This window comes from Streptomyces sp. NBC_00249 (assembly GCF_026342355.1).
Lineage (GTDB): Bacteria > Actinomycetota > Actinomycetes > Streptomycetales > Streptomycetaceae > Streptomyces.
The window spans coordinates 238,542-260,060 of sequence record NZ_JAPEMV010000010.1; the positions used below are offsets into that span (position 1 = coordinate 238,542).

Below are 21,519 nucleotides of genomic sequence, written 5' to 3' on the forward strand. Positions count from 1 at the left end.
GAGTGAAATCAGCCGTTCCCGGCCGGCGCCGAATCCAGCCCTGCCAGGGGGCACCTCCCAGCGGTAGCTGGGGGAGTTTGAGGCGCGGGGTCCGGGGCGGAGCCCCGGCCGGTCCCGCCGGGGCAGGGCACGCCGTCCGACCGCGAGCCGGGTTCGGGCTCCGGGTCCGGGTCCAGGTCCGGGTCCGGGGCCACGGCCCCGGGGCCCGGGCGGGGCCCGGCCCCGCCCCCCGGTACGGGCGCGGCCAGCGCAAGGGCGTAGACGTCCAGCAGCCGCCCCGCACTCCGCGCGATGTCGTACCGCCGGACCACGGGCGGCGCCGGCAGCCTCCGCGCCCCCGCCTCCATCTGCCCGCGCAGGGCCGCGACGAGTTCCCCGGTGTCCGGCCCGATGCGCCGCGCGCCCGGCGCCTGCGCGGCGGGGAGGTCGTCGACGGCGGGGCAGGTGACGTGGAGTACGGGCAGCCCGGCGGCGAGCGCCTCGACGACCGCGAGCCCGAACGCCTCCTCCTTCGACGGGGACACGAAGACGTCCATGGCGGCGAGCAGCGCGGGGATCCCGGGGGTGCGCCCGTCGGCGCTGTCGCCGAGCGGGTCGCGCTCCCCCAGCAGGTGGATGCGGGACTGCGCGCCCAGTTCGGCGGCGAGCAGCCGCAGCGCGGCGCGTTCGGGCCCGTCCCCGGCGAGCAGCAGGTGGGCGCCGGGCAGCGCGGCGACGGCCCGGACGAGTACGTCGAACCGCTTGCCGGGGACGAGCCGCCCCACCCCGCCCACCACGAAGGCCCGTTCCGGCAGCCCGGTCCGGGCCCGCGTGGCGCGGCGTACGCCTTCGTCGAAGCGGAAGCGGACGGCCTCGATGCCGTTCGGGACGACGTGTACCCGGGCGGCGGGCACTCCCCAGGCCTCCAGCCGGGAGGCGACGGTGTCGGAGACGGCGACGGTCGCCGCGCCGAGCCGTTCGCTGGCCAGGTACAGGGCGCGGACCCCGCCGGTCAGCGGCCGGCCTTCGATCTCGTGGTCGCCGAGGGAGTGTTCGGTGGCGACGGTGGTCCCGACGCCCGCGAGCCGGGCGGCGAGGCGCCCGTAGAGGCAGGCCCGGTAGAGGTGGGTGTGGACGAGGTCGTACTGACCGCGCCGGATGAACCGCACCAGCTTCGGCAGCGCCCCCAGGTCCCGGTTGCCGCGCATGCCCAGGTGCACGACCCGGACCCCGTCGGCGCGCAGCCCCTCGGCCACCGGCCCGGGGTTGGTCAGCGTCAGGACGTCGCAGCGCATCGGCATGTGCCGCAGCAGGAGCCGCAGTTGCTGTTCGGCGCCGCCGACGCCGAGTCCGGTGATGATGTGCAGGGCCTTCACGGGAGCACCACCCGCCGCAGTTCGCGCAGCTGGTGGCGGAGTTGCTTGACGCGCAGCCGGCCGGCGCCGTCGGCCTGGCTGACGTGGGTGCGGGGCAGGGCGTGCGGGCCGGTGAGGCGGCCGGGGGTGATGGCGCAGGCGTAGCCGTAGCCGGCGTCCCGGGTGGCCCGGGCGACGCGGGCGTCGACGTACCCGTAGGGGTGACAGAACCCTTCGGGCAGGGTTCCGGTGATCTCGCGCAGCAGCTCCCGGCTGCCGCGCAGTTCCTGCTGGAGGACGTCGTCGGGGGCGGCGGTGAGGTCCTGGTGGAGGAGGCCGTGGGAGCCGATCTCCTGTCCGGCGGCGGCCACCTCACGGATGCCTTCGGCGGTGAGGAGGGGCTTGCGCGGGCCGAGCGGGTCCCAGACGTTGTCCACGCCGAGCCGGCCGGGCAGGACGAAGAGGGTGGCGGTGCAGTCGTAGCGGCGCAGCAGGGGCAGGGCCCGGGTGAGGAAGTCGGTGTAGCCGTCGTCGAAGGTGAGGCCGACGAGTCCGCGGGCGCGCCCGGCGGCGCGGGCCCGCAGGAGCTCGCCGACGGACACGGCGCGCAGCTTGCGGGAGCGCAGCCACAGCAGCTGCGCCTCGAGGGCGCACGGGGTGACGGTGATCCCGTACGGGTCTTCGGCGGGGTCGGTGAACTCGGCGACCGAGTGGTACATCAGGACCCACGGCGATGCGGTCCGGCGGGCGGGGCCCGCCACGGCGGCGGGTGCCGTGTCGGTGTCAGCGGACATTGCGGAACCTCTGGGTGAGCTGGGTGATCCGGCCGGCGGTCTGCGAGCCGAGCTGGGCGATCTGGGCGGGCAGGGCGGTGACTTCCAGTGCCCGTATGGCCATGCCGGTGGCCCCGAACATGGCGGGGACGAGGAGGCAGCCGAGTGCCGCGCTGAGCAGCGGGTCGGGGATCATCGGCCCGGCGAGCCAGCCGGTGCCGCAGGCGGCGACGGCGGCGACGGCGAGCCGTCCGATGCTGACGGTGACCCGGCGCACGTGGATGGCGATGATCCGGGAGCCGAGGCCGGTGAGCAGCAGGACGGCGGTGGTGGTGATGGCGAGGGCGTTGGCGGCGGCGATCCCGTAGGTGCCCCACCAGCCGACGGCGAGGGCTCCGGCCCCGATGTTGACGAGCAGCCCGGCGCCCATCGCGAGCGCCGGGAACCAGGTGGGCCGGGCGGTCGAGAAGAAGGGCCGGGAGAGTGCTCCGACGAGGCAGTGGCCGAGGAGGCCGAGTCCGTAGACCCGCATGACGGAGGCGGTGGCCCGGGTGTCGGCGTGGGTGAAGGCGCCGCGTTCGAAGAGGACCTGGATGATCTGCGGGGCGTAGCCGATGACGAGTGCGCTGCCCATGAGGACGGCGAGGGAGGCGAGCGCGAGGTCCTGTTCGACCCGGCGCCGGGCCTTCTCCCGTTCGCCGCCGGCCATGGCCTGGGCGACGACGGGGAAGGTGACGGTGCAGATCATCAGGGAGAGCACCATCGGCATCTGCGCGACCTTCTGCGCGTAGTTCAGGTGCGAGATGGCGCCGGGGGGCAGCGAGGCGGCGAGGAAGCGTTCGACGAGGACCTGGGACTGGCGGAAGACGGCGAAGAAGATGACCGGCGCGATGAGTCCGAAGGCGATGAGGGTGGGCCGGTCGCGGTCGCGCTGGCTGCGGGGGGCGCCCTTGGCGCGGGGCGGTCCGAAGCCCACGTTGCGGATGAAGGCGGGGAGTTGGACGAGGACCATCAGCAGCCCGCCGACGGCGACCCCGGCGGCGGCGGCCCGCACGCCCCACAGGGTGTGCAGGGCGACCATGGTGCCGATGATCCCGATGTTGTAGGAGACGTAGATCGCGGCGGGCGGCAGGAAGGACCGGTGGGCGCGCAGGGCGGCGCTGAAGTATCCGGCGATGCCGAAGGAGAGCACGGTCAGGGCGGTCATCCGGGTGCACTGGACGGCCAGTCCGGGGTCGGGCAGGCCGGGTGCGAGGACGGCGACGACGAGCGGCGCGGCCACGACGAGCACGGAGGCGACGGCGGCGAGGAGCACGGCGAGCCGGGGCAGGGTCGCCCCGACGAGCAGCCGTACGGGGTCCTGGAGGCGGGCTTCCTTGCGGGTGAGTCCGGCGCGGCCGGCGGCCCGCCGGGCCAGGGCGTGGCTGAAGGCGGGCACCATCAGCAGGGCCATGGCGTCCTCGATCAGCAGGGTCGAGGCCATCTCGGGCACGGTCCAGGCGATCAGGAAGGCGTCGCTGTCGTGCCCGGCTCCGAAGAGGTGCGCGATGGTCTGGTCCCGTACGAGTCCGAACACCGCCCCGGCGGCGGTCAGTCCGGCGGTGACGGCGGCGGCCTTGGCGAGGAACCGCCCGAGCGGGGGCGCGCCGCCGCCGCTCGGCCGGTCGGGTCCGGGCGTGCCCGTGGCCCGGCGCGGTCCGGCCGTACCGGCCCCGCCGGAGGCCGCGGTGCGGCGGAGTCCTGCCGTGCCCGGCCCGCCGGAGCGGTTCAGCACCGGCGCGCGGCCGGGCGCTGCGGGTCCGGGGTCCTGGGCCGGCGGGCCTTCGGCGGGGCCGGTGGCGCTCCGGCCGTCGGCCGGGTGCGGCGGACGGCCCGCAGCCGCGGCGACCTCGGTCGCTGCGGCTGCGGGCCGCCGCCAGGGCGTCGTGTCCGTCACGGGCCGTCCGTACCCGGCACGGCGCGCAGGCCGGCCGCGTCGAAGCCGGAGGCACCCGCGGTGCCCGAGGGCAGCGCCCACCAGGCGGCCAGACCGATGATCACTCCGGTCAGCACGGTGGACGGCCCGCCGATGTCCGCGTAGAGGAAGTCGGTGAGCTGCCACACGAACAGGCCGGTCGCGATCAGTCCGCAGTCCCGGATGCCCCCGCCGGACGCGTACCGGCGCAGGCCCGCGACCAGCAGGGCGAGCCAGCCGCCCGCCAGCGCGGTCAGTCCGATCAGCCCCTGCTCGCTGAGGATCAGGAGGTACATGTTGTGCGGGGACAGCAGCGGCTGCTTGATGAAGGCCTGGCCGGCGCCGGCCGTGTCGCTGCCGGAGGACAGGCCGATCGAGGAGTGCCCGTCGCGGTGGGCGGGGAAGCCCTTGAGGCCCACCCCCACCGCCGGCCGCTCGCGCCACATCGACTCGGCGGCCGCCCACATGGTGTAGCGGTCGGTGACCGACTGGTCGGGGGCGCTGGAGACCTGGGTGATGGAGGTGAGGCGTTCGGCGACCATCTCGGAGCCGACGCCGAGCCCGCCGACGAGGACCACTCCTACGGCGGCCAGCGCGACGAGCACCTTCAGCGCCCGCCGGATCCCCGCCATGGCCATGACCAGCAGGGCCGCGCCGAAGGTGGCGATCCAGGCACCCCGGCTGAAGGACAGCACCAGCGGCACCACCAGCACCAGCGCGCAGGCCCCGGCGATCCGCCGGGTGCGCCGCGCGAGCCCCGGCGCGAGCGCGGCGGCGGTCGCGACGACCAGCCCGTACGCGACCACGGTGGCCATGCCCATGACGTCACCGGGGCCGAAGGTGCCCACGGCGCGGACGGTCTCGCCCTGGTACGAGGCCCCGGTGTGGGTCGCGTACTGGAGGACCCCGACCGCGCCCTGCACCAGCGCGAGCACCACGAAGCACCCGGCGGCGAGCCGGAACTCCCGCGCGTCGCGCACCAGCAGCACCACGGCGGCCGGGACCAGCACGAAGACCTGGAGGTAGCGCACGAAGCCCGGCAGGGCGGCGTACGGGTCCCCGGCGGTCATCGTCGCCACCGCGAGCCCCACCCCGGGGGCCCCGAGCACGAGCACGCCGAGCGGGCTCAGCGCCCGCACCCGGCCCCGTAGGGCCTGCACCGCGCAGACGAGCGCGAGCAGCAGCGAGGCCGCGTCGGCGGGGCCGACCTTCCCGGAGGCGGTCGCGTCGCCGGCCGGGAGCGGGGCGAGGAGGAACAGGACGGTCGCGGCGAGCGGCAGCAGCGGCCAGTGCCGGCGCAGCATGCCCGGCAGGCCGGGAAGGCGGACGGTGGCGGCGGGTACGGCGAGGCTCATGCTCAGCTCCCTCCCAGCCGGAAGCGGAAGAAGGAGGCCGCGGTGCGGGCGAGGATCCACAGGTCCTGCCACAGCGACCAGGTGTCGATGTAGTGGTTGTCGAAGCGGGCCCGGTCCTCGATGGAGGTGTCCCCGCGCAGCCCGTTGATCTGGGCGAGCCCGGTGATCCCGACGGGCATCCGGTGGCGGGCCTCGTAGCCGGGGTGGACGCTGCTGAACTTGGCGACGAAGAAGGGCCGTTCGGGGCGGGGACCGACCAGGCTCATGTCACCCCGGACGACGTTCCACAGCTGCGGCAGCTCGTCCAGCGAGGACTTGCGCAGGAAGGAGCCGATCGGGCTCATCCGGCGGTCCCCGGCGACGGTCCAGCGGGTGGCGGACTCGTGCTCGTCGGCGCGCAGGGTGCGGAACTTCAGCAGGGTGAAGGGCCGCCCGTACAGGCCGACCCGCTCCTGCCGGAAGATCACCCCGGGGCCGTCGGAGATCCGTACGGCGAGGGCGCAGGCGCCCATCACGGGGGCGGCGGCGAGCAGCGCGAGCGCGGCGAGCAGGGAGTCGATGCCCCGCTTCGCGAACCGCTCCACCGGCCGGGCGGGACGCGGCAGCAGCGGCTGTACGGCGTACCCCCACAGCTGGTCGGCGGGCTGCGCCACGCGCATGCCGGTGACCTTGGCGGTCCCGGCGGGGTCGGCGAGCCAGAGCCGGCAGCCGTGGTCGTGGAAGAGCCGGACCAGCGAGGCGGTGCGCTCGTCGGCCTCGGGCGGGCGGGTGAACACGGCGTGGCGCACCGAGTTCTGGATGACGGCGCGGCGGACGTCCTCGTGGGTGGCGAGCACCGGCAGCGGGCCGCCCTCCCCGTCGGCGGGGGCGCCGGTGTCGGCGATCCCTACGGGCCGCAGCCCGTACTCGGGGCGTCCGTGCAGTGCGGCGGAGACCGCGCCGGCGCCCTCGGCGGGGCCGACGACCAGGGTGGACAGGGGCCTGCGCAGGGCGGCGCGGCGGCGCAGCATGTGGACGGCGCCGCGTCCCGCACAGGTCAGTACGGCCTGCAGGCAGACGGCGCCGAGCAGCAGGCTCCAGCGCAGGGCCTGCCCGGGCCCGGCGGCGGCGAGCACGGCGGCGGCCGCGCACCACAGGACGGCGGCCCGCCCGGCCAGCGCGGGCAGTTCGAGCAGCGCGGAGGGTGCGAGCCGGGGCCGGTAGAGCCCGGCCTGCGCGTGCAGGGCGGCCTGGGCGGCCGCGAGCAGGAGCACCGCGGGTGCGGCGGCCTGGGGTACGGGGCCCAGCGCGGGCAGGGCCGCCGCGGTGGCGGCGGTGGCCAGCGCGTCGGTGGTCAGCAGCGGGGCGACCCCGTCGCGGCGGCGGGCACGCCGCGGCCGGACCGCGGGCCGGGCCTGGCCGGCGGCCCTGGGCCCGCGCGGGGGGTGGATGGCCGCCCCGGAACGGCGGGACGCGGCGGGTGGCGCGGGTGCGTAGGCGCTGCCGCCGGAGGGCCCCGTGCCGCCCTGCCCGGTGTGCCGGGCGGGTGCGCTGTCCATCGTCATCGGCTGATGCGCTCCTGGTTCAAGGGCCGGGGCCTGCCCAGCAGTTCGTGGTACAGGCCGGTGACCGCGTCCGTGGTCCGCCGCACGTCGAACTCCGTCCTGGCGTGCTGCTGGGCCTGCTCCCCGAGTTCGGCGAGCAGCCGCGGTTCGGCGAGCAGCCGTCCCAGGGCCTTGGCCAGCGCCGTCGGGTCCTCCGGCGGCACCAGGCAGAGCCGTCCCTGGCCGGACGGCAGGCTCTCCCGGGCACCGCTGACGTCGGAGACCAGGACCGCGCGGCCACAGGCCATGGCTTCGAGCGGGGCGAGCGCCATGCCTTCCCACCGCGACGGCAGTACAACGAGATCGGCGGCCCGAAGCCACGGTCGGATGTCGGCGGCCGCCCCCGCGAGGAACACCCCGGGGGGCGCCGCGCGGCGCAGCCGCTCGGCGTCGGGGCCGTCGCCGACGAGGGCGAGACGGGCGCCGGGGACGGTACCCAGCACCTCCGGCCAGGCACGCAGCAGGATGTCCTGCCCCTTCTGCGGGCAGAGCCGGCCCACGCAGACGGCCAGCGGCCCGTCGCCCCGAAGGGCGGCGGGCAGCGGGAGCCCGGCGCGCGCCCGGTCCCGGTCCTGCTCGCGGTCGGGGTGGGCGGGGCGGAAGTGGCCGAGGTCGACGCCGTTGCGGATCACCGACCAGCGGGCGGTGATGCCCTCGGTCGCGCCCGCCCGGCGTTCGGACTCGCTGACGCAGAGCACCCGGGCGGCCCAGCGGGCGCCGAACCGCTCCCAGCGCAGCGCGAGGGCGGCGGTGGCCCCGCCGACGGCGTCGAAGGACCAGGCGTGCGGCTGGAACACCGTGGGCACGGAGCCCCGTACGGCGATCCGCCCGGCCAGCCCGGCCTTGGCGCTGTGGGCGTGCAGCAGGTCGGGGCGCACGCGGCGGATCAGCCGCGCGGCGCCGATCACCTCGGCGGGCAGCGCGGGCCCGGGCGAGCGCCCGGCGCGCCAGGTGTGCACCTCGGCGCCGGCGGCGCGGGCGCCGTCGGCGAGCTGTCCGCCGGGCGGGCAGCCGACGAGGACGCGCAGTCCGGCGGCGGTCTGCGCCCGTACGAGGTCGGTGACCACGCGGGCGACGCCGCCGTCGACGGGCTGGACGAGGTGGAGGACGGTGAGGGGCCGAGCCTGTGGTGACGGGGAGGGGGGTGGTGAGGACTGTGTCGGCACGTGGAGTGGTCTCCTACGTTCAGCGGCGCGCGTCTGTCTGAACGAAGAGCACACCGAGGAATTGACCCTGGCTTTCGCCGGTGAACCTGAAGCTCAGGCTGTGGGCACCCCCGGACAGGGCGGGACTCAGGTCGAACACGTCCGCGTCATATCCGAGATTATTAATATTTTCAGGCTGTCGTACCGATGAGGAGGGGTTGCCGAATTCCGTGATCGTGGAATTCATAACATCGTTGAAAGGATTTTCCGCGTCGCTGAGACTGACCCGGCGGCCACTGTCGGCCGTCACCGTGAGTGAGTCCCCGAGGGTCCCGCGGTCCCCGTCGTACGCGACCACCCCGGCCCGCCCCGAGGCCCCGGCCGGGGCCCCCAGACCGGCGATCTCCACCGTCTCCCCGGCGGCCTCGCCGGCCCCGGCGGCCAGCGACTCGAAGCCGTCCCACACCGAGATCCGGCGCAGCGGCTCCTGCGGGTGCTCGTAGGCGACGACGAGGGTCCACCCGCCCCAGGCACCCACCTCCGAGTGCCCCATGGCGATGTTGAGCTGGGCGACCGTCCACATCCCCGCGCCACCCTTGCGCACCTGCGGGGTGATGTCGGCGGAGGCCTGGTAGGCGTCGCTGCCCGCGTCGCTGCGGTGCCCGATCACCGTGTCGGCGAGCACCTCCCGGTACGCGCCGCCGGGCTCGGCCACCAGCACCCGGCCGTTGTCCTCCGGCGGCTTCTGCTCGCCCACGCGCAGGTTCCCGCCCCAGTACAGCCGGGCGTACGAGACCTTCGCGCCCTGCGGGACCTTGAGCTCGGCGCGGGTGGAGTTGTAGGTGTCGGGGTCCTTGTCGACCTCGCTGTAGAACATCTCGAAGTCGCTGTTGACCCCAGCGGCGCCCCGCTTCACCTCGGCGCACGGCTCGGCCTGCGGGGACTCCTCCTTGCGGCAGCTGATGCCCGCGTTCGAGGCCCTGACCAGCCCGCCGTGCTGGACGGCCTGGTAGCGCTGGGTGAACGGGACGCGGGGCAGTTCACGCGTTCCGGCGGGCACCGCGGCGCCCGCCGGGGGGACGTACGCGGAAAGTGCGAGGCAGGACAGCAGGCCGAGTGTGCCGAGGATTCTGCGGGAGGAACCCATGACCCTGTCTCCATTTTCGATCAAGGGGACAAAACAGGAGTGCACTTTGTCAGAAATCGGGCTGGAAATCACGTCGGACTCGCTCGTACGGCCTTTTGGGCGATAACACACACCCTCGGAGCGGGCGGGTCGTTATGACTTGCACCATTGTTCGACCCGAAAGGAAAGACGGAGATGAAGAAGAGGCTGGTGCGCGGCACCACCCTGGCCGTCGCGAGCGCCGCGATGCTGATGGGCGGCGCGGGCCTCGCCTCCGCCCACGGCGGGGACGGCGCGACGGCGAACGGCTTCGCGGGCGAGTCCCCCGGCGTCCTGAGCGGCAACCTGCTCCAGGTCCCCGTCGACGTCCCGGTGAACGTCTGCGGCAACACCGTCAACCTGATCGCCCTGCTCAACCCCTCCTTCGGCAACACCTGCGTGAACGCCTGAGCGTCAACCGCGTCGTCGAAACGTCGGCATCCGGGTGAATCCACGCAACCCGAACCAGGGTCGGGCCGTTGATCCGGGTGCTTCAGTACCGGGCAATCCTGCAAAAAAGGGACGATAATGATCAAGAAGTTTGCGGCCGGCGCAGCGGTTGCCGCATCTGTCGTTGGCCTCGGTGCCACCATGGCCCCGCAGGCGATGGCCGTCGGGAACGACAACGGCATCAACACGGTCAACGGCAACAACTCGGCGCAGATCTACGGCAACCAGGCCACCTACGGCAACATGAGCCCGCAGATGGCGCTGATCCAGGGCTCGTTCAACAAGCCCTGCATCGCCCTGCCCGCCAAGGCCAACGTGCAGTCGGTGCTGGCGCTCGTCAACATCGGCGTCCAGGACATCCCGGTCCTGTCCAGCCCGCAGAACCAGCAGTGCACCGAGAACTCCACCCAGGCCAAGGGCGACGAGGCTCTCTCGCACATCCTCAGCAACATCCCGATCCTCTCCGGCAACGTCTCCGCCGGCAGCTGATCGCACCCCACGCCCGCGAGGCCGCCGCACCTTCGGGTCGCGGCGGCCTCGCCGCATGCCGGGCCCGTTGAATTCGAAAAAGGACCGGGAATCCTCTCCAGAATTCACGGTACGGACCGTCGGGGACATCTGAGTGAATTGCCGGACACCCCCCTGGAATCCGTGGTTTCTTTTCGCGGGACTGCTCGTTGTCATTGATGCAGCGGATAGACCTCTGCGGGAAGGAACGAAAACAAATGAAGTACAAGAAGGCAGTGGTGCTGGCCGCCGGCGTTCTGATGGCCGCCGGTGCCGCCGCCCCCGCCATGGCCGACTCCGAGGCCGTGGGCCACGCCGTGGGCTCCCCCGGCGTCCTGTCCGGGAACCTGGTCCAGGTCCCGGTCCACGTCCCGGTGAACGTCTGCGGCAACACCGTCAACGTGATCGCGCTGCTGAACCCCGCGTTCGGCAACACCTGCGTCAACGCCTGACGAAGCACCTGCGCCCGCAAGGGCGGCAGACCTCCTCGGGGTGGCCTCGGAGTGCACGGCGGTGCACTCCGGGGCCACCTTCGATCCAGCACCGGCCCACGCGCCGGTAGACAGGGAAGGACCCATGCGACAGGTACTCAGCCGACAGGTACTGGGCAAGGGGGTGCTCACGGCGGCTGCCGCGTCGAGTCTGCTGTCGATCGCGGCCGGCGCGGCCTGCGCGCAGCCCGGGGCGACGGCGGAGGCCTCGCACTCGCCGGGCGTGCTGTCCGGCAACAGCGTCTCGGCACCGATCACGTTCTCGCCGAACGTGTGCGGCAACACCGTGGACGCGGGCGCGGCGCTCAACCCCTCGATGGGCAACAAGTGCGTCACCACCACCGGCTCCGACGTCGTCGACCACGACTACGAGCGCTACCTGAGCCCCGAGCACGCGGAGGCCTTCCAGCGCTACCTCGACGAGCGCCAGGGCGGCCGGCACGCGCTGCCCGAGCAGCGCCACGAGGAGGAACCGCGGTACGCGGCGCCCCGCACCCACGCCCCCCGGCACGCGGCGCCCCGGCAGGAGGAGGACGCCTACGGCGGCCCCGGCGAGGGCGAGGAGCAGCAGGGCGAGGAGGAATGCGACGACCACCCCCCGCAGCCCGCGCCCCACGCCGAGCACCCGGCCCCCCACCCGGCGCCCCCCGCCCCGGGCCCGGCCCCGCAGCCGATGCCCGAGCCGATGCCGGAGCCGAAGCCCGAGCCCGTGGCGGAGCAGCCCGCCCCGCAGCCGGCGCCCGCGCCCCAGATCCCGCAGGCACCGGCCCCCGAGGCGCAGGTCCCGCCGGCGCAGCCGCCCGCTCCCGCGCCGCTGCCCGAGGAGCTGCCCCAGCCCCTCCCGGCCCCGGTGCCCGCGCCGGGTCCCGTCCAGGAGGTGCCGCAGCAGCCGGAGGAGCAGCCCCACCCGCTCCCCGCCCCGGCTCCGGTGACCCCGGCGCCCGCGCCGCCCGTCGCGGAGGAGGCCCCCGCGCCGCGTCCCCCGCACGGCAGCCAGCCGGTGGAGCGCCCGGCAGCGGACCAGCCCCCGGCGGCCCCCGCCGGTGACGTCCCCGTACACCTGCCCCCGGCGCCCGTGACCCCGGCCCCGGCTCCCGCACCGGCACCCGTGCCGGCCGTGGCCCCGCCGGTGAGCTCCGTCCCCGCGCCGGCACCCGCGCACGTGACGGCGCCGGAGCTGGCCGCCACCGGAGCGGGCCAGGCCGGAGCCATGGCGGCCCTCGCCTCGGCCCTGGTCCTGGGCGGCGCCATTCTCTACCGGCGGTCCCGCATCGCCTGAGCGGCAATACCGGTAATCAGAAGAAATATCGGCCGGAGAATCCTCTGTCGGATTCTCCGGCCGCTGCCGTGCGCCCGGCCGGCGTTTCCGCAGCGGCCGGTAATCGTTAGCCAGGTCGAAAGCGGCGCGACGGTCGCCGCTGTTGCCCCTACCCACGAAAAGAAGAGGATTTCGAAAATGAAGCTCTCCAAGGTCGCCGCTGTCGTCGTCGGCTCCGTCGCCGCCCTCGGTGCCGCGGCCCCCGCCTTCGCCGCCGACGCTCCGGCCTCGATGCCCCCCATGAGCGCGACCGGCGGGCTGACCGAGGTGCTCAACGCCACCGGCCCCGTGAGCGAGGCCCTCCCCCAGACCGTGGGCAACGGCCTTGCCGAGCAGAACGAGTCGGTCGACAAGGTCCTCGGCACCGTCCAGCACGTCAACGAGTTCCGCAACAACATTCCCGGCGAGCTGCTGGGCCTGGCGAACGGTGCCACCCAGGCCTCCCCGCTGCTCGGGGGTGTGCAGCTCAACGGCGGCCGGTGAGAAGGTCCCCCGACATGACTGTGGGCGCCACCGGCGAGGCCGGGGCGCCCACAGTCATGTGTGCCGACTGAGACGAACGTCAGTCGTTGACGCAGATGTTGCCGAAGGCGGGGTTCAGCAGGCCGATGACGTCGACGGAGTTGCCGCAGACGTTGACCGGGATGTGAACCGGAACCTGGACCAGGTTGCCCGAGAGGACACCGGGGGAACCCACGGCCGCACCCTCGGCCACGGAGTCGGCGGAGGCGGCACCGGCGGCACCGGCGACGGCGAAACCAGCGGAGGCCAGGGCCACGGCGGCCTTCTTGGCAGCAGAGTTCATGGGAAGTGCACCTTCTCTTCGATGTCCTGCCCCGGTCCCGGGGCTCACACCGAGCGAAACGGTCCAGCGTCCCGAACGACACGGCCGGGCAGAGAATCTGACCTGTTCAGCCCATTAGTCGTAACCATGCCGAGCGCCGCCGTTCACGGGACGGGGACCTCCGGGATCTCGGGGATCAGGAGGTCGGGGACGGTGGGGGTGCCGGGGACGGCCGGTACCGCCGGGACGAGCCCGTCCGTCGGCGACAGGGCCGGGGCGGCGGGGAGTTGGGGGATCGTCACCGATGGCAGCTTGAGGTCCGGAAGACCGGGGATGTCCGGCAGCTTGGGGAGCGTCGGCAGCGTGATCGGCGGCAGCGCCACCCCGGGGGGCAGCAGGCCGGTCACGGACTTGAGGAGGTCCGCCAGCGTCTTGGTCAGGCTGCTCAGGAGGTCGTCGATCGGGCCGGCCGCGACGCGGCTCTCGATCCCTTCGATCTGCTGTTGCACCACCTCCGCCTTCCGTACGAGGGAGGCGGAGCCCTCACCGTCCGCGGCGCCCGCGGGGGCGGCCGCGCCGGAGAATATGACGACCGCGAGGGCCGACGGGACGAGGACGCGGAGGCGGGACGGCTTCGTGCGGTGCATGGAAGTTCCTTCGGGTGGTCGCACAGGAGCGGACCCGAGCGATCCGCTTCCTTACCCACCGTGCGAACACCTCGTACGGAGCGCAACCGGACGGGCACCGGCCCGGCCGCGCCCTGGGGCTGCGTACGGGCTTCGCGCACGCGTCCGGGGCCGTCTCACCCGCCCTGGGGAAAAGCGCGGCCCGAACGGGCCGTTTGAGTGAAGCAGCGGAACCAACCCTCCTGAAGGGCAGTTGACCAGGGCGCTCCACTAGCGGGCACTCGTGCGACAAAAGGACCAATGATGCTCAAGAAGATCATGACCGCCGCCGCGGTCTCCGCCGTTGCCGTCGGCGCGGGCGCGGCTGTTGCCACCCCGGCCATGGCCATCGGCAACGACAACGGGATCAACACCGTCAACGGCAACGGTGCCGTCCAGGCCTACGGCAACCAGAAGACCGCCGGCGACCAGAGCCCGCAGCTCGGCCTCGTCCAGGGCACGCTCAACAAGCCCTGCATCGGCCTCCCGGTCAAGGTCAACGCCCAGTCTCTGCTGGCCCTGATCGCCAACGTCGGCGTCCAGGACATCAACGTCCTGTCGAACCCGCAGAACCAGCAGTGCACCGAGAACTCCACCCAGGCCAAGGGCGACGAGCCGCTCTCGCACATCCTGGACAACATCCCCGTCCTCTCCGGCAACGGCTCCGTCGGCAGCTGATTTCCGCTCCCCCCGGTCGGTCAGGGCCTCGGTGCCCGTGGAGCGCTCGACAGGGCCCCGGCAGCTTCCAGCTGCCGGGGCCCTCGCGCGTCTCAGCTCGTCCAGAACTCCCACCAGCGGGTCAGGACCAGCATCCCGATCACCCCGGTGTGCAGCAGGGGCGGGGCCCAGCCGAAGTCGGTGAAGAAGGTCCGCAGCGGGCCCGGCGCGGGGAGGTTCCCGGTGCGGACGTTGTGCGCCGTGACCGCCCAGAACATCAGCAGCGTCGCCAGCCAGGCCAGGCAGCACCACAGGCACAGGGCGTTGATCTCGTAGAGCGACTGGACCATGAGCCAGCCGCAGAAGCCGGTGCCGAAGAGGGTCCCGGCGTTCAGTCCCAGCCAGAACCAGCCGCGGTAGCGGGCGCCGGCGAGCACGCCCGCGCCCACGCAGACGACGACCGCGTACCCGGCCAGACCGAGCATCGGGTTGGGGAAGCCGAAGGCGGACGCCTGCTCGCTCTGCATGACGCTGCCGCAGGAGACCACGGGGTTGAGGCTGCACGCGGGCTTGAAGTCCGGGTCCTCCAGCAGGAGGAACTTGTCGAGGGTGATCACCCAGGAGGCCAGCAGCCCGGCGGCCCCGGTGACCGCCAGCAGCCAGGCCAGCCCTCTGGAGGCCGGTTCGGCCCCGGTACGGGTGCGGGGCCGGCCCTGTTGACGGGGGACGCCCACTGTATTCGTTGCCATGCCGCCCATAGTCCCGCGCAAGGGCACAGAACGGCGCTAATCGTGCCTATCCATAGGGAAGTTGACCTGAAGGTGTGGCGGGAACCCCTGATACTTCCCGGACGTTTTACCGAACCCCGGACGTGATGTCAGAGCCAGGGGCTACGTTGAGCTTCCGCGAAGTGACAAGCTGCGACGGCCTGGAGACCCACCTTGAGCGATCCGTACGAGACAACCGAGGCGCACCTCGAGCGACTCCTGGGCCGCGCCCTCAACTCCTTCGACCTGCCTGACCGGTTGGTCGAGCGCATCGGTACGGCGCTCGCCCACAGCTCTTCGCTGTACACCACCCACCACAGCCCCTCGGCGGGCGTGTGGCGGGAGACCCACCGGCACGCCTACCTGCTCGCCGACGGCGCGGCGGCCTCCCTGTGGGAGCTCGCCTACCGGCTGAAGGGCGACCGGAGCACCCGCTACGAGGTCTTCGCGAGCAAGAGCGAACTCCGCCTGGCGGTGGCCCGGCTGTTCGGCGAGCCGCCCACCGGCGGGGCGCTGGAGCCGGCTCCGGCCGCGGGGGACGGGGAGGGCGGTCCCGACGAGGACCTGGCCGCCCTGAGCGCCCTGTTCTCGGCCTCGGCGCCGCAGCAGCGCCACCGCGAGTACACGGTGGAGCAGTCCGCCGACCACGCCCGCCGGGTGCTGCGCCGCGCGGAGAACGCCGACCGGCCCGGTGAGGGCGTGGCGGACCGGCTGCGGTCGGCGTACGCCCACCAGATCACCCAGGCGTTCGGCGGCCGGCAGTGCCTGGCCGACGGCCGGGACGCCGGGTTCAGCCTGTACGAGCACGCCTTCGTCCTGCGGGACGGGAGCGAGTTCAGCCTGTGGGAGGTCGAGCACACGGCGACCCCGGACGGCCGTCACATGTGCGAGGTCTACGACAGCGAGACGGCCGCGCGGGGGGCCATGGAGCTCCGCGCCCGGGTGAGATGACCGCCGCCTGACCCCGCCCGGCCCCGCCGACCCCGTCAGGACCTGCTCGTGGACAGCGGGAGGTCCAGCGGCAGGTCCTGGGTGACGCGGACCAGGCCGGGGCGGAGGTCCGCGGGGGTCGGCACGGCGCTGCCGGGCAGCTGTACGGCGGCGGCGCCGTGGGCCAGCGCGGCGGCCAGGGCCGCCGGGCCGGTCCCGCCCGCGGTCAGGAAGCCGGCCAGGGAGGCGTCGCCCGCGCCGACGTCGCTGCGGACGGTGGTGACCTGGGCCGTGCCGTGGAAGGTGCCCCCGTCCGTGACGAGGAGCTGGCCCTGCGGGCCGAGGGAGGCCAGGACCGCGCCGGCGCCGCGGCCGAGCAGTTCCCCGGCGGCCTTGACGGCGTCGCCCAGGGTGGCCAGGGGGCGGCCGACCGCTTCGGCCAGCTCCGACGCGTTCGGCTTGACCAGGTCGGGGCGGGCCGCCAGGGCGGCGAGCAGGGCCGGGCCCGAGGTGTCCACGGCGACGCGGGCGCCGGCCTCGCGGGCGCGGGCGACGAGTGCGGCGTACCAGTCGGGCCGCAGGCCGGGCGGCAGGCTGCCGCAGCAGGCTATCCAGGCGGGGTGGCCCGCGCAGGTGCGGACGGTGTCGAGGAGGAGGGCCGCCTCCCCGGGCGAGAGCTCCGGGCCCGCCGCGTTGATCTTCGTGAGGGTGCCGTCCGGTTCGGCGAGGGAGATGTTCGTACGGGTCTGCCCGGCGATCGAGACGGCGGTGACGTCCACGCCCTGGGCGCCCAGGAGTTCGGCGAGCAGGGCGCCGGGGGCGCCGCCGAGCGGGAGGACCGCCGTGGTGCGGACGCCTGCGGCGGCGACGGCCCGTGAGACGTTGACCCCCTTGCCGCCGGGGTCGACCCGGTCGGCGGTGGCCCGGTGCACCTCGCCGCGGTCAAGCGAGGGGACCTCGTAGGTCCGGTCGAGGGAGGGGTTGGGGGTGACGGTGAGGATCATACGAGCGCAACTTCCGTACCGGCGGCCTCGATCGCCGCCTTGTGGGCCGGGGCGAGCCCGGTGTCGGTGATGAGCAGGTCCACGTCCGCGAAGGCCCCGAAGCGGGCGAAGCGTTCCTGGCCGGCCTTCGCCGAGTCGGCCAGCAGCACCACCCGGCGGGCGGCGGCGATGGCCGCGCGTTTGACGGCGGCCTCGGCGAGGTCGGGGGTGCTCAGACCGCCTTCGGCGGTGAAGCCGTTGGTCGCGAGGAAGAGCACGTCGGCGTGGATCTCGGCGTACGCGCGCAGCGCCCAGGCGTCGACGGCGGCGCGGGTGCGGTGGCGGACCCGGCCGCCGACCAGGTGGAGGTCGATGCCGGTGTGGTCGGCGAGGCGGGCGGCGACGGGCAGGGCGTGGGTGACCACGGTGAGCGCGGTCTCGACGGGGATGCCGGCCGCGAGGCGGGCGACGGTGCTGCCCGCGTCGAGGATGACGCTGCCGCCCGCGGGGAGTTCGGCGAGGGCGGCGGCCGCGATGCGGTCCTTCTCGTCGGCGGCGGTGCTCTCGCGGGCGGTGAGGTCGGGCTCGAAGCCGAGCCGGCCGGCGGGGACGGCCCCGCCGTGGACCCGGCGGAGCAGCCCGGCGCGGTCGAGGGCCGTGAGGTCGCGGCGTACGGTCTCGGCGGTGACCTGGAAGCGCTCGGCGAGGAGGACGACCTCGACCCGGCCGGCCTCCCGGGCGAGGCGGAGGATCTCCTGCTGGCGCTCGGGTGCGTACATGTGGGTTTACGTCCGTTCGATGCCCGCTTCCGTGGCTTCCCCCTACCGTACGCCCGATTCCGGACAAAAACAAAGGAAAACGGACATGCCTGCCATTGGAGGCGGGCATGTCCGTGAACCTGAGGACCGTCGGGCTAGCCGGCCGGGACCTTCTCCGGGGCGTCCGCGGCGTCAGCGGCGTCCGTGATGCCCTCGGCACCCTCGCGCTCGGACATCGGGACCTGCTTGCGCGGCAGCATGAACATCACCGCGAAGATCACGACGAGCACCGCCACGACCCACCACAGCGCGCTGCGGAAGGCCTCGACGTAGGGCGGTCCGAAGACCAGGTCGTCGTCGATCGTCCCGAAGAAGACCACCGAGGTCAGGCCGAGGCCCAGGGCGTTGCCCATCTGGCCGGTGGTGTTGATCAGGCCGGAGGCGGAACCGGCGTGCTCGCGCGGGACCTGGGAGAGCACGGTGTCCGTCAGCGGGGCCACGATCAGGCCCATGCCCAGGCCCATGACGATCAGCGGGGCGGCCATCTGCCAGGAGGCGATGGTCATGCCGTAGTGGTCGGACTCCCAGATGTAGAGCAGCAGGCCCGCGGCCATGGTCAGCGCGCCGGCCTGGAGCACCTTGCGGCCGAAGCGCGGGACGAGCTTCTGGACCGACAGGCCCGCGGCCGCCGAGACGGCGATCGAGAAGGGGATGCCGGTGGTGCCGGCGCGCAGGGCGCTCCAGCCGAGGCCCATCTGCATGTACAGCGTCCAGACCAGGAAGAAGATGCCGGTCGCGATGCCGAAGGTGAGCTGGACGGCGATGCCGCCGGCGAAGCTCTTGACCTTGAAGAGGGAGAGCTCGACGAGCGGCGAGCCGTCCTTGCGGATCTTGTGGCGCTCGTAGGCGATGAAGGCGGCGAAGACGAACGGCGACGCGATCATGCAGACGAAGCCCCACACCGGCCAGTCGTTCTCCCGGCCGTGGGTCAGCGGGAAGATCAGCATGACCAGGGCGAGGGTGGCCAGGACCACGCCGACCAGGTCGAGGCGCAGGGCCTTGGGGGCCTTGGACTCGGTGATGAACTTGCGGCCCAGGAGCACGCCGGCGATGCCGACGGGCAGGTTGATCAGGAAGATCGGGCGCCACTCGAGACCGAAGAGGTTCCACTCGGTGAGCAGGGCGCCGAGCATCGGGCCGGAGACGGCGCCGAGGCCGACGATCGCGCCGAACATGCCGAAGACCTTGCCGCGCTCGTGCGGCGGGAAGGTGACGTGGATGATCGCGAGGACCTGCGGGACCATCATGGCCGCCATGCCGCCCTGGAGGATGCGGGAGGCGACGAGCATGGACGGGTTCGCGGCGATGCCGCAGAGCAGCGAGGCGGCGGTGAAGCCGGCGATGCCGACGAGGAAGAGGCGCTTGCGGCCGTAGATGTCACCGAGACGCCCGCCGGTGATCAGACCGGCGGCGAAGGCGAGGGCGTAGCCGGCGGTGATCCACTGGATCGCGCTGGTGGAGGCGCCGAAGTCCTGGCGCATGCTGGGTATCGCGATGTTGACGATCGTGACGTCGACCAGGTCCATGAAGGCCGCGGTCATCACGATGGCGAGCGCCAGCCAGCGGCGGCGGTCGGCGGGGGCGGTTGCTGCTTCTGCGGCTGTGTTCCGCTCTTCTTGTACGGGCCCGTTCTTTCTTTCGGGCGATGTCTGGGACGTCTCGGTGCTCATGGAGAGAAACCTAGACGGGATGTAGGTCAAACGGTGTCCTATTTCCCTGGCAATCTTGAACCATGAACGACACCCCGGCCCGGCTGCTCACCCTGCTTTCCCTGCTCCAGACCCCGCGCGAGTGGCCGGGCAGCGAACTGGCGGAGCGGCTGCGGGTGAGCGCGCGGACGATCCGGCGGGACATCGACCGGCTCCGGGAGCTGGGGTACCCGGTGGAGGCCACGATGGGCGCGGAGGGAGGGTACCGGCTGGTCGCGGGGGCCGCCATGCCGCCGCTGCTGCTCGACGACGAGGAGGCCGTGGCGATCGCGGTGGGGCTGCGGGCGGGGGCCGGGCATGCCATCGAGGGGGTCGAGGAGGCCTCCGTACGGGCCCTGGCGAAGCTGGAGCAGGTGCTGCCTGCCCGGCTGCGGCACCGGGTGGGCGCGCTGCAGTCGGCCACCGTCGCGGTGACCCGGGGGGACGGGGCGACCGTGGACCCGCGCACCCTGACGGCGATGGCGGGGGCGGTGGCCGGGCCGGAGCGGCTGAGGTTCGCCTACCGGGCGGGGGACGGGGCGGAGTCCCGGCGGCTGGTGGAGCCGTACCGGCTGGTGAGCACCGGGAGCCGGTGGTACCTGGTGGCCTATGACCTGGAGCGGGAGGACTGGCGGACCTTCCGGGTGGACCGGGTGAGCGATCCGTTCGCCACCGGAGCCCGGTTCGTGCCGCGCGAGCTGCCGATGGACGCGGCGGAGTTCGTCCGGCGCGGGCTGCGGGGCGGGCACACGTACACGGTCGACGCCTCCTTCGCCGCGGCCGCGGAGGAGCTGCCGCAGTGGCTGCGCGAGCGGGGGGCGGCGGAGCCGGGGGGTGTCCGGGTGCGCTTCGAGAGCACGGACGACCCGCAGTGGCTGGTGGCGCGGATGGCGCTGGTCGGGGTGCCGTTCACGGTGCACGGGCCGGAGTTCCTGGCGCACGGCGCGCGGGCGCTGGCGGAGCGGCTGTCGGGGGCGGCGGGGACTGCGGGGACTGCGGCGGCGCAGGCCCCGGCGGGGCCGGGCGCGTAGCGGCGGAGCCGGGCGCGAGGGAGCCCCGGCACCGGGGGGGGTGGGTGCCGGGGCTCGTCAGGGGGGTGCGGCGCGGGCCGGTCAGGCCACGGCGTCGAACCCGGTGTCGCGGGCCATGCGCTTCAGTTCGAGCAGCGCGTGCTTCTCGATCTGGCGGATCCGCTCGCGGGTCAGGCCGTGCTGCTTGCCGACCTCCGTCAGGGTCCGCTCACGGCCGTCCTCGATGCCGTACCGCATCTTGATGATGGACGCCGTGCGCTGGTCCAGCTTGCCGAGCAGGTCCTCCAGCTCCTCGCTGCGCAGCAGCGAGAGCACGGACTGCTCGGGGGAGATCGCGGAGGTGTCCTCCAGCAGGTCGCCGAACTGGGTGTCGCCCTCGTCGTCCACCGCCATGTTGAGGCTGACCGGGTCGCGCGCCCAGTCCAGCACGTCACCGACGCGCTTCTCCGTGGAGTCGAGCTCGGCGGCGATCTCGGCGTGCTCCGGGTCGCGGCCGTTCTCCCGGTTGAACTCGCGCTGCACCCGGCGGATCCGGCCGAGCTCCTCGACCAGGTGGACGGGGAGGCGAATGGTGCGGGACTGGTCGGCGATGGAGCGGGTGATGGCCTGGCGGATCCACCACGTGGCGTACGTGGAGAACTTGAAGCCCTTGGCGTAGTCGAACTTCTCGACGGCGCGGACCAGGCCGGCGTTGCCCTCCTGGATCAGGTCGAGGAGGGGCAGCCCGCTGCGGGGGTAGCGGCGGGCGACGGCCACGACGAGGCGGAGGTTGGAGCGGATGAAGACTTCCTTGGCGCGCTCGCCCTCGGAGGCCAGGAGCTCCAGCTCCTCGCGCGACGGGGTCTTCCCGATGGGCTCGGCGGCTCCGTCGAGGATCTGCTGGGCGTACACGCCCGCCTCGATGATCTGCGAGAGCTCCACTTCCCGCGCGGCGTCGAGCAGCGGGGTGCGCGCGATCTCGTCCAGGTACATGCCGACGAGGTCGCGGTCTGCGATCTCCCCGCCCACAGCGCGGCTCGTGGACTGACGACGGGCGACGGCGCGGGTTGCCATGCGTGCTCCCTTGCGATGCGTGAGTCGTTCGCGGTGCGTCCACGGACACTCTCCCGAGTGCCCGCTTC

Annotated in this window: 22 protein-coding genes; 8 read left to right on the forward strand and 14 right to left on the reverse strand. The window is 73.6% G+C overall.

Going from position 1 to position 21,519, the window contains the following annotated elements:
* Positions 1-8: 8 nt before the first annotated feature.
* Genes OOK31_RS34885 through OOK31_RS34915 form a run of 7 tightly spaced genes read right to left on the reverse strand, consistent with a single transcriptional unit; the run spans position 9 to position 9,363 of the window.
* On the reverse strand, positions 9-1,355 hold the full coding sequence (locus tag OOK31_RS34885) for a glycosyltransferase (protein WP_267091414.1): 1,347 nt from the start codon (positions 1,353-1,355) through the stop codon (positions 9-11).
* Positions 1,352-2,128, reverse strand: coding sequence for a polysaccharide deacetylase family protein (locus OOK31_RS34890; protein WP_267091415.1), 777 nt, complete (start codon positions 2,126-2,128; stop codon positions 1,352-1,354). Before OOK31_RS34890 ends, OOK31_RS34885 begins: the two co-directional genes overlap by 4 nt.
* A complete protein-coding gene (murJ, locus tag OOK31_RS34895; RefSeq protein WP_267091416.1) occupies positions 2,118-4,043 on the reverse strand; it encodes a murein biosynthesis integral membrane protein MurJ in 1,926 nt (641 codons plus the stop codon). The genes OOK31_RS34890 and murJ overlap by 11 nt, the downstream gene beginning before the upstream one ends.
* Positions 4,040-5,416 (reverse strand): O-antigen ligase, encoded by a 1,377-nt coding sequence (locus OOK31_RS34900; protein WP_267091417.1) that lies wholly within the window; start codon positions 5,414-5,416, stop codon positions 4,040-4,042. The genes murJ and OOK31_RS34900 overlap by 4 nt, the downstream gene beginning before the upstream one ends.
* A 2-nt stretch (positions 5,417-5,418) precedes the next feature.
* Positions 5,419-6,954, reverse strand: a complete 1,536-nt coding sequence (locus OOK31_RS34905; protein ID WP_267091563.1) for an exopolysaccharide biosynthesis polyprenyl glycosylphosphotransferase — start codon at positions 6,952-6,954, stop codon at positions 5,419-5,421.
* A 2-nt stretch (positions 6,955-6,956) separates the two neighbouring features.
* Positions 6,957-8,165: a glycosyltransferase gene (locus OOK31_RS34910; protein WP_267091418.1), complete on the reverse strand. Its 1,209-nt coding sequence runs from the start codon at positions 8,163-8,165 to the stop codon at positions 6,957-6,959.
* A gap of 19 nt (positions 8,166-8,184) precedes the next feature.
* Positions 8,185-9,363 carry a DUF3344 domain-containing protein gene (locus OOK31_RS34915; RefSeq protein ID WP_267091419.1) on the reverse strand — a complete coding sequence of 393 codons (1,179 nt, stop codon included), beginning with the start codon at positions 9,361-9,363 and terminating at the stop codon, positions 8,185-8,187.
* A gap of 102 nt (positions 9,364-9,465) precedes the next feature.
* Here OOK31_RS34915 and OOK31_RS34920 point away from each other — a divergent pair, with 102 nt between their 5' ends.
* The 5 genes from OOK31_RS34920 to OOK31_RS34940 all read left to right on the forward strand — a co-directional run bounded on the left by OOK31_RS34920 (position 9,466) and on the right by OOK31_RS34940 (position 12,558).
* The gene (locus OOK31_RS34920; RefSeq protein ID WP_267091420.1) at positions 9,466-9,720 is read left to right on the forward strand and encodes a chaplin; all 255 of its coding nucleotides are present in this window, start codon (positions 9,466-9,468) and stop codon (positions 9,718-9,720) included.
* A gap of 117 nt (positions 9,721-9,837) precedes the next feature.
* Complete coding sequence (locus OOK31_RS34925; RefSeq protein WP_267091421.1) at positions 9,838-10,248, forward strand: rodlin; 411 nt, start codon at positions 9,838-9,840, stop codon at positions 10,246-10,248.
* Between the two features lie 236 nt (positions 10,249-10,484).
* Positions 10,485-10,718: a chaplin gene (locus OOK31_RS34930; protein WP_323188287.1), complete on the forward strand. Its 234-nt coding sequence runs from the start codon at positions 10,485-10,487 to the stop codon at positions 10,716-10,718.
* A 124-nt stretch (positions 10,719-10,842) separates the two neighbouring features.
* Positions 10,843-12,036 (forward strand): chaplin, encoded by a 1,194-nt coding sequence (locus OOK31_RS34935; protein WP_267091422.1) that lies wholly within the window; start codon positions 10,843-10,845, stop codon positions 12,034-12,036.
* Between the two features lie 177 nt (positions 12,037-12,213).
* On the forward strand, positions 12,214-12,558 hold the full coding sequence (locus tag OOK31_RS34940; RefSeq protein ID WP_267091423.1) for a hypothetical protein: 345 nt from the start codon (positions 12,214-12,216) through the stop codon (positions 12,556-12,558).
* 79 nt (positions 12,559-12,637) lie between these two features.
* On the opposite strand, the gene OOK31_RS34945 is transcribed toward OOK31_RS34940, so the two are convergent.
* Positions 12,638-12,880 (reverse strand): chaplin, encoded by a 243-nt coding sequence (locus OOK31_RS34945; protein WP_267091424.1) that lies wholly within the window; start codon positions 12,878-12,880, stop codon positions 12,638-12,640.
* 143 nt (positions 12,881-13,023) lie between these two features.
* Complete coding sequence (locus OOK31_RS34950; protein WP_267091425.1) at positions 13,024-13,506, reverse strand: hypothetical protein; 483 nt, start codon at positions 13,504-13,506, stop codon at positions 13,024-13,026.
* A gap of 282 nt (positions 13,507-13,788) precedes the next feature.
* Here OOK31_RS34950 and OOK31_RS34955 point away from each other — a divergent pair, with 282 nt between their 5' ends.
* A complete protein-coding gene (locus OOK31_RS34955; protein WP_267091426.1) occupies positions 13,789-14,202 on the forward strand; it encodes a rodlin in 414 nt (137 codons plus the stop codon).
* A gap of 92 nt (positions 14,203-14,294) precedes the next feature.
* Here OOK31_RS34955 and OOK31_RS34960 read toward each other — a convergent pair whose 3' ends face one another.
* Entirely contained in the window at positions 14,295-14,930 is a 636-nt protein-coding gene (locus OOK31_RS34960) for a vitamin K epoxide reductase family protein (RefSeq protein WP_267091427.1), read from the reverse strand.
* A gap of 192 nt (positions 14,931-15,122) precedes the next feature.
* On the opposite strand from OOK31_RS34960, the gene OOK31_RS34965 reads away from it, so the two are divergent.
* Entirely contained in the window at positions 15,123-15,899 is a 777-nt protein-coding gene (locus OOK31_RS34965; protein WP_267091428.1) for a DUF6227 family protein, read from the forward strand.
* Between the two features lie 35 nt (positions 15,900-15,934).
* Here the strand turns inward: OOK31_RS34965 and pfkB are convergent, their stop codons facing one another.
* The 3 genes from pfkB to OOK31_RS34980 all read right to left on the reverse strand — a co-directional run bounded on the left by pfkB (position 15,935) and on the right by OOK31_RS34980 (position 19,349).
* Positions 15,935-16,882 carry a 1-phosphofructokinase gene (gene pfkB, locus OOK31_RS34970; protein ID WP_267091429.1) on the reverse strand — a complete coding sequence of 316 codons (948 nt, stop codon included), beginning with the start codon at positions 16,880-16,882 and terminating at the stop codon, positions 15,935-15,937.
* On the reverse strand, positions 16,879-17,640 hold the full coding sequence (locus OOK31_RS34975) for a DeoR/GlpR family DNA-binding transcription regulator (RefSeq protein ID WP_267091430.1): 762 nt from the start codon (positions 17,638-17,640) through the stop codon (positions 16,879-16,881). Before OOK31_RS34975 ends, pfkB begins: the two co-directional genes overlap by 4 nt.
* A gap of 134 nt (positions 17,641-17,774) precedes the next feature.
* Positions 17,775-19,349, reverse strand: coding sequence for an MFS transporter (locus OOK31_RS34980; RefSeq protein ID WP_267091431.1), 1,575 nt, complete (start codon positions 19,347-19,349; stop codon positions 17,775-17,777).
* A gap of 62 nt (positions 19,350-19,411) precedes the next feature.
* Here OOK31_RS34980 and OOK31_RS34985 point away from each other — a divergent pair, with 62 nt between their 5' ends.
* Positions 19,412-20,398 carry a YafY family protein gene (locus OOK31_RS34985; protein WP_267091432.1) on the forward strand — a complete coding sequence of 329 codons (987 nt, stop codon included), beginning with the start codon at positions 19,412-19,414 and terminating at the stop codon, positions 20,396-20,398.
* Between the two features lie 81 nt (positions 20,399-20,479).
* On the opposite strand, the gene OOK31_RS34990 is transcribed toward OOK31_RS34985, so the two are convergent.
* Positions 20,480-21,451, reverse strand: a complete 972-nt coding sequence (locus tag OOK31_RS34990; protein WP_267091433.1) for an RNA polymerase sigma factor RpoD/SigA — start codon at positions 21,449-21,451, stop codon at positions 20,480-20,482.
* Positions 21,452-21,519: the final 68 nt, after the last annotated feature.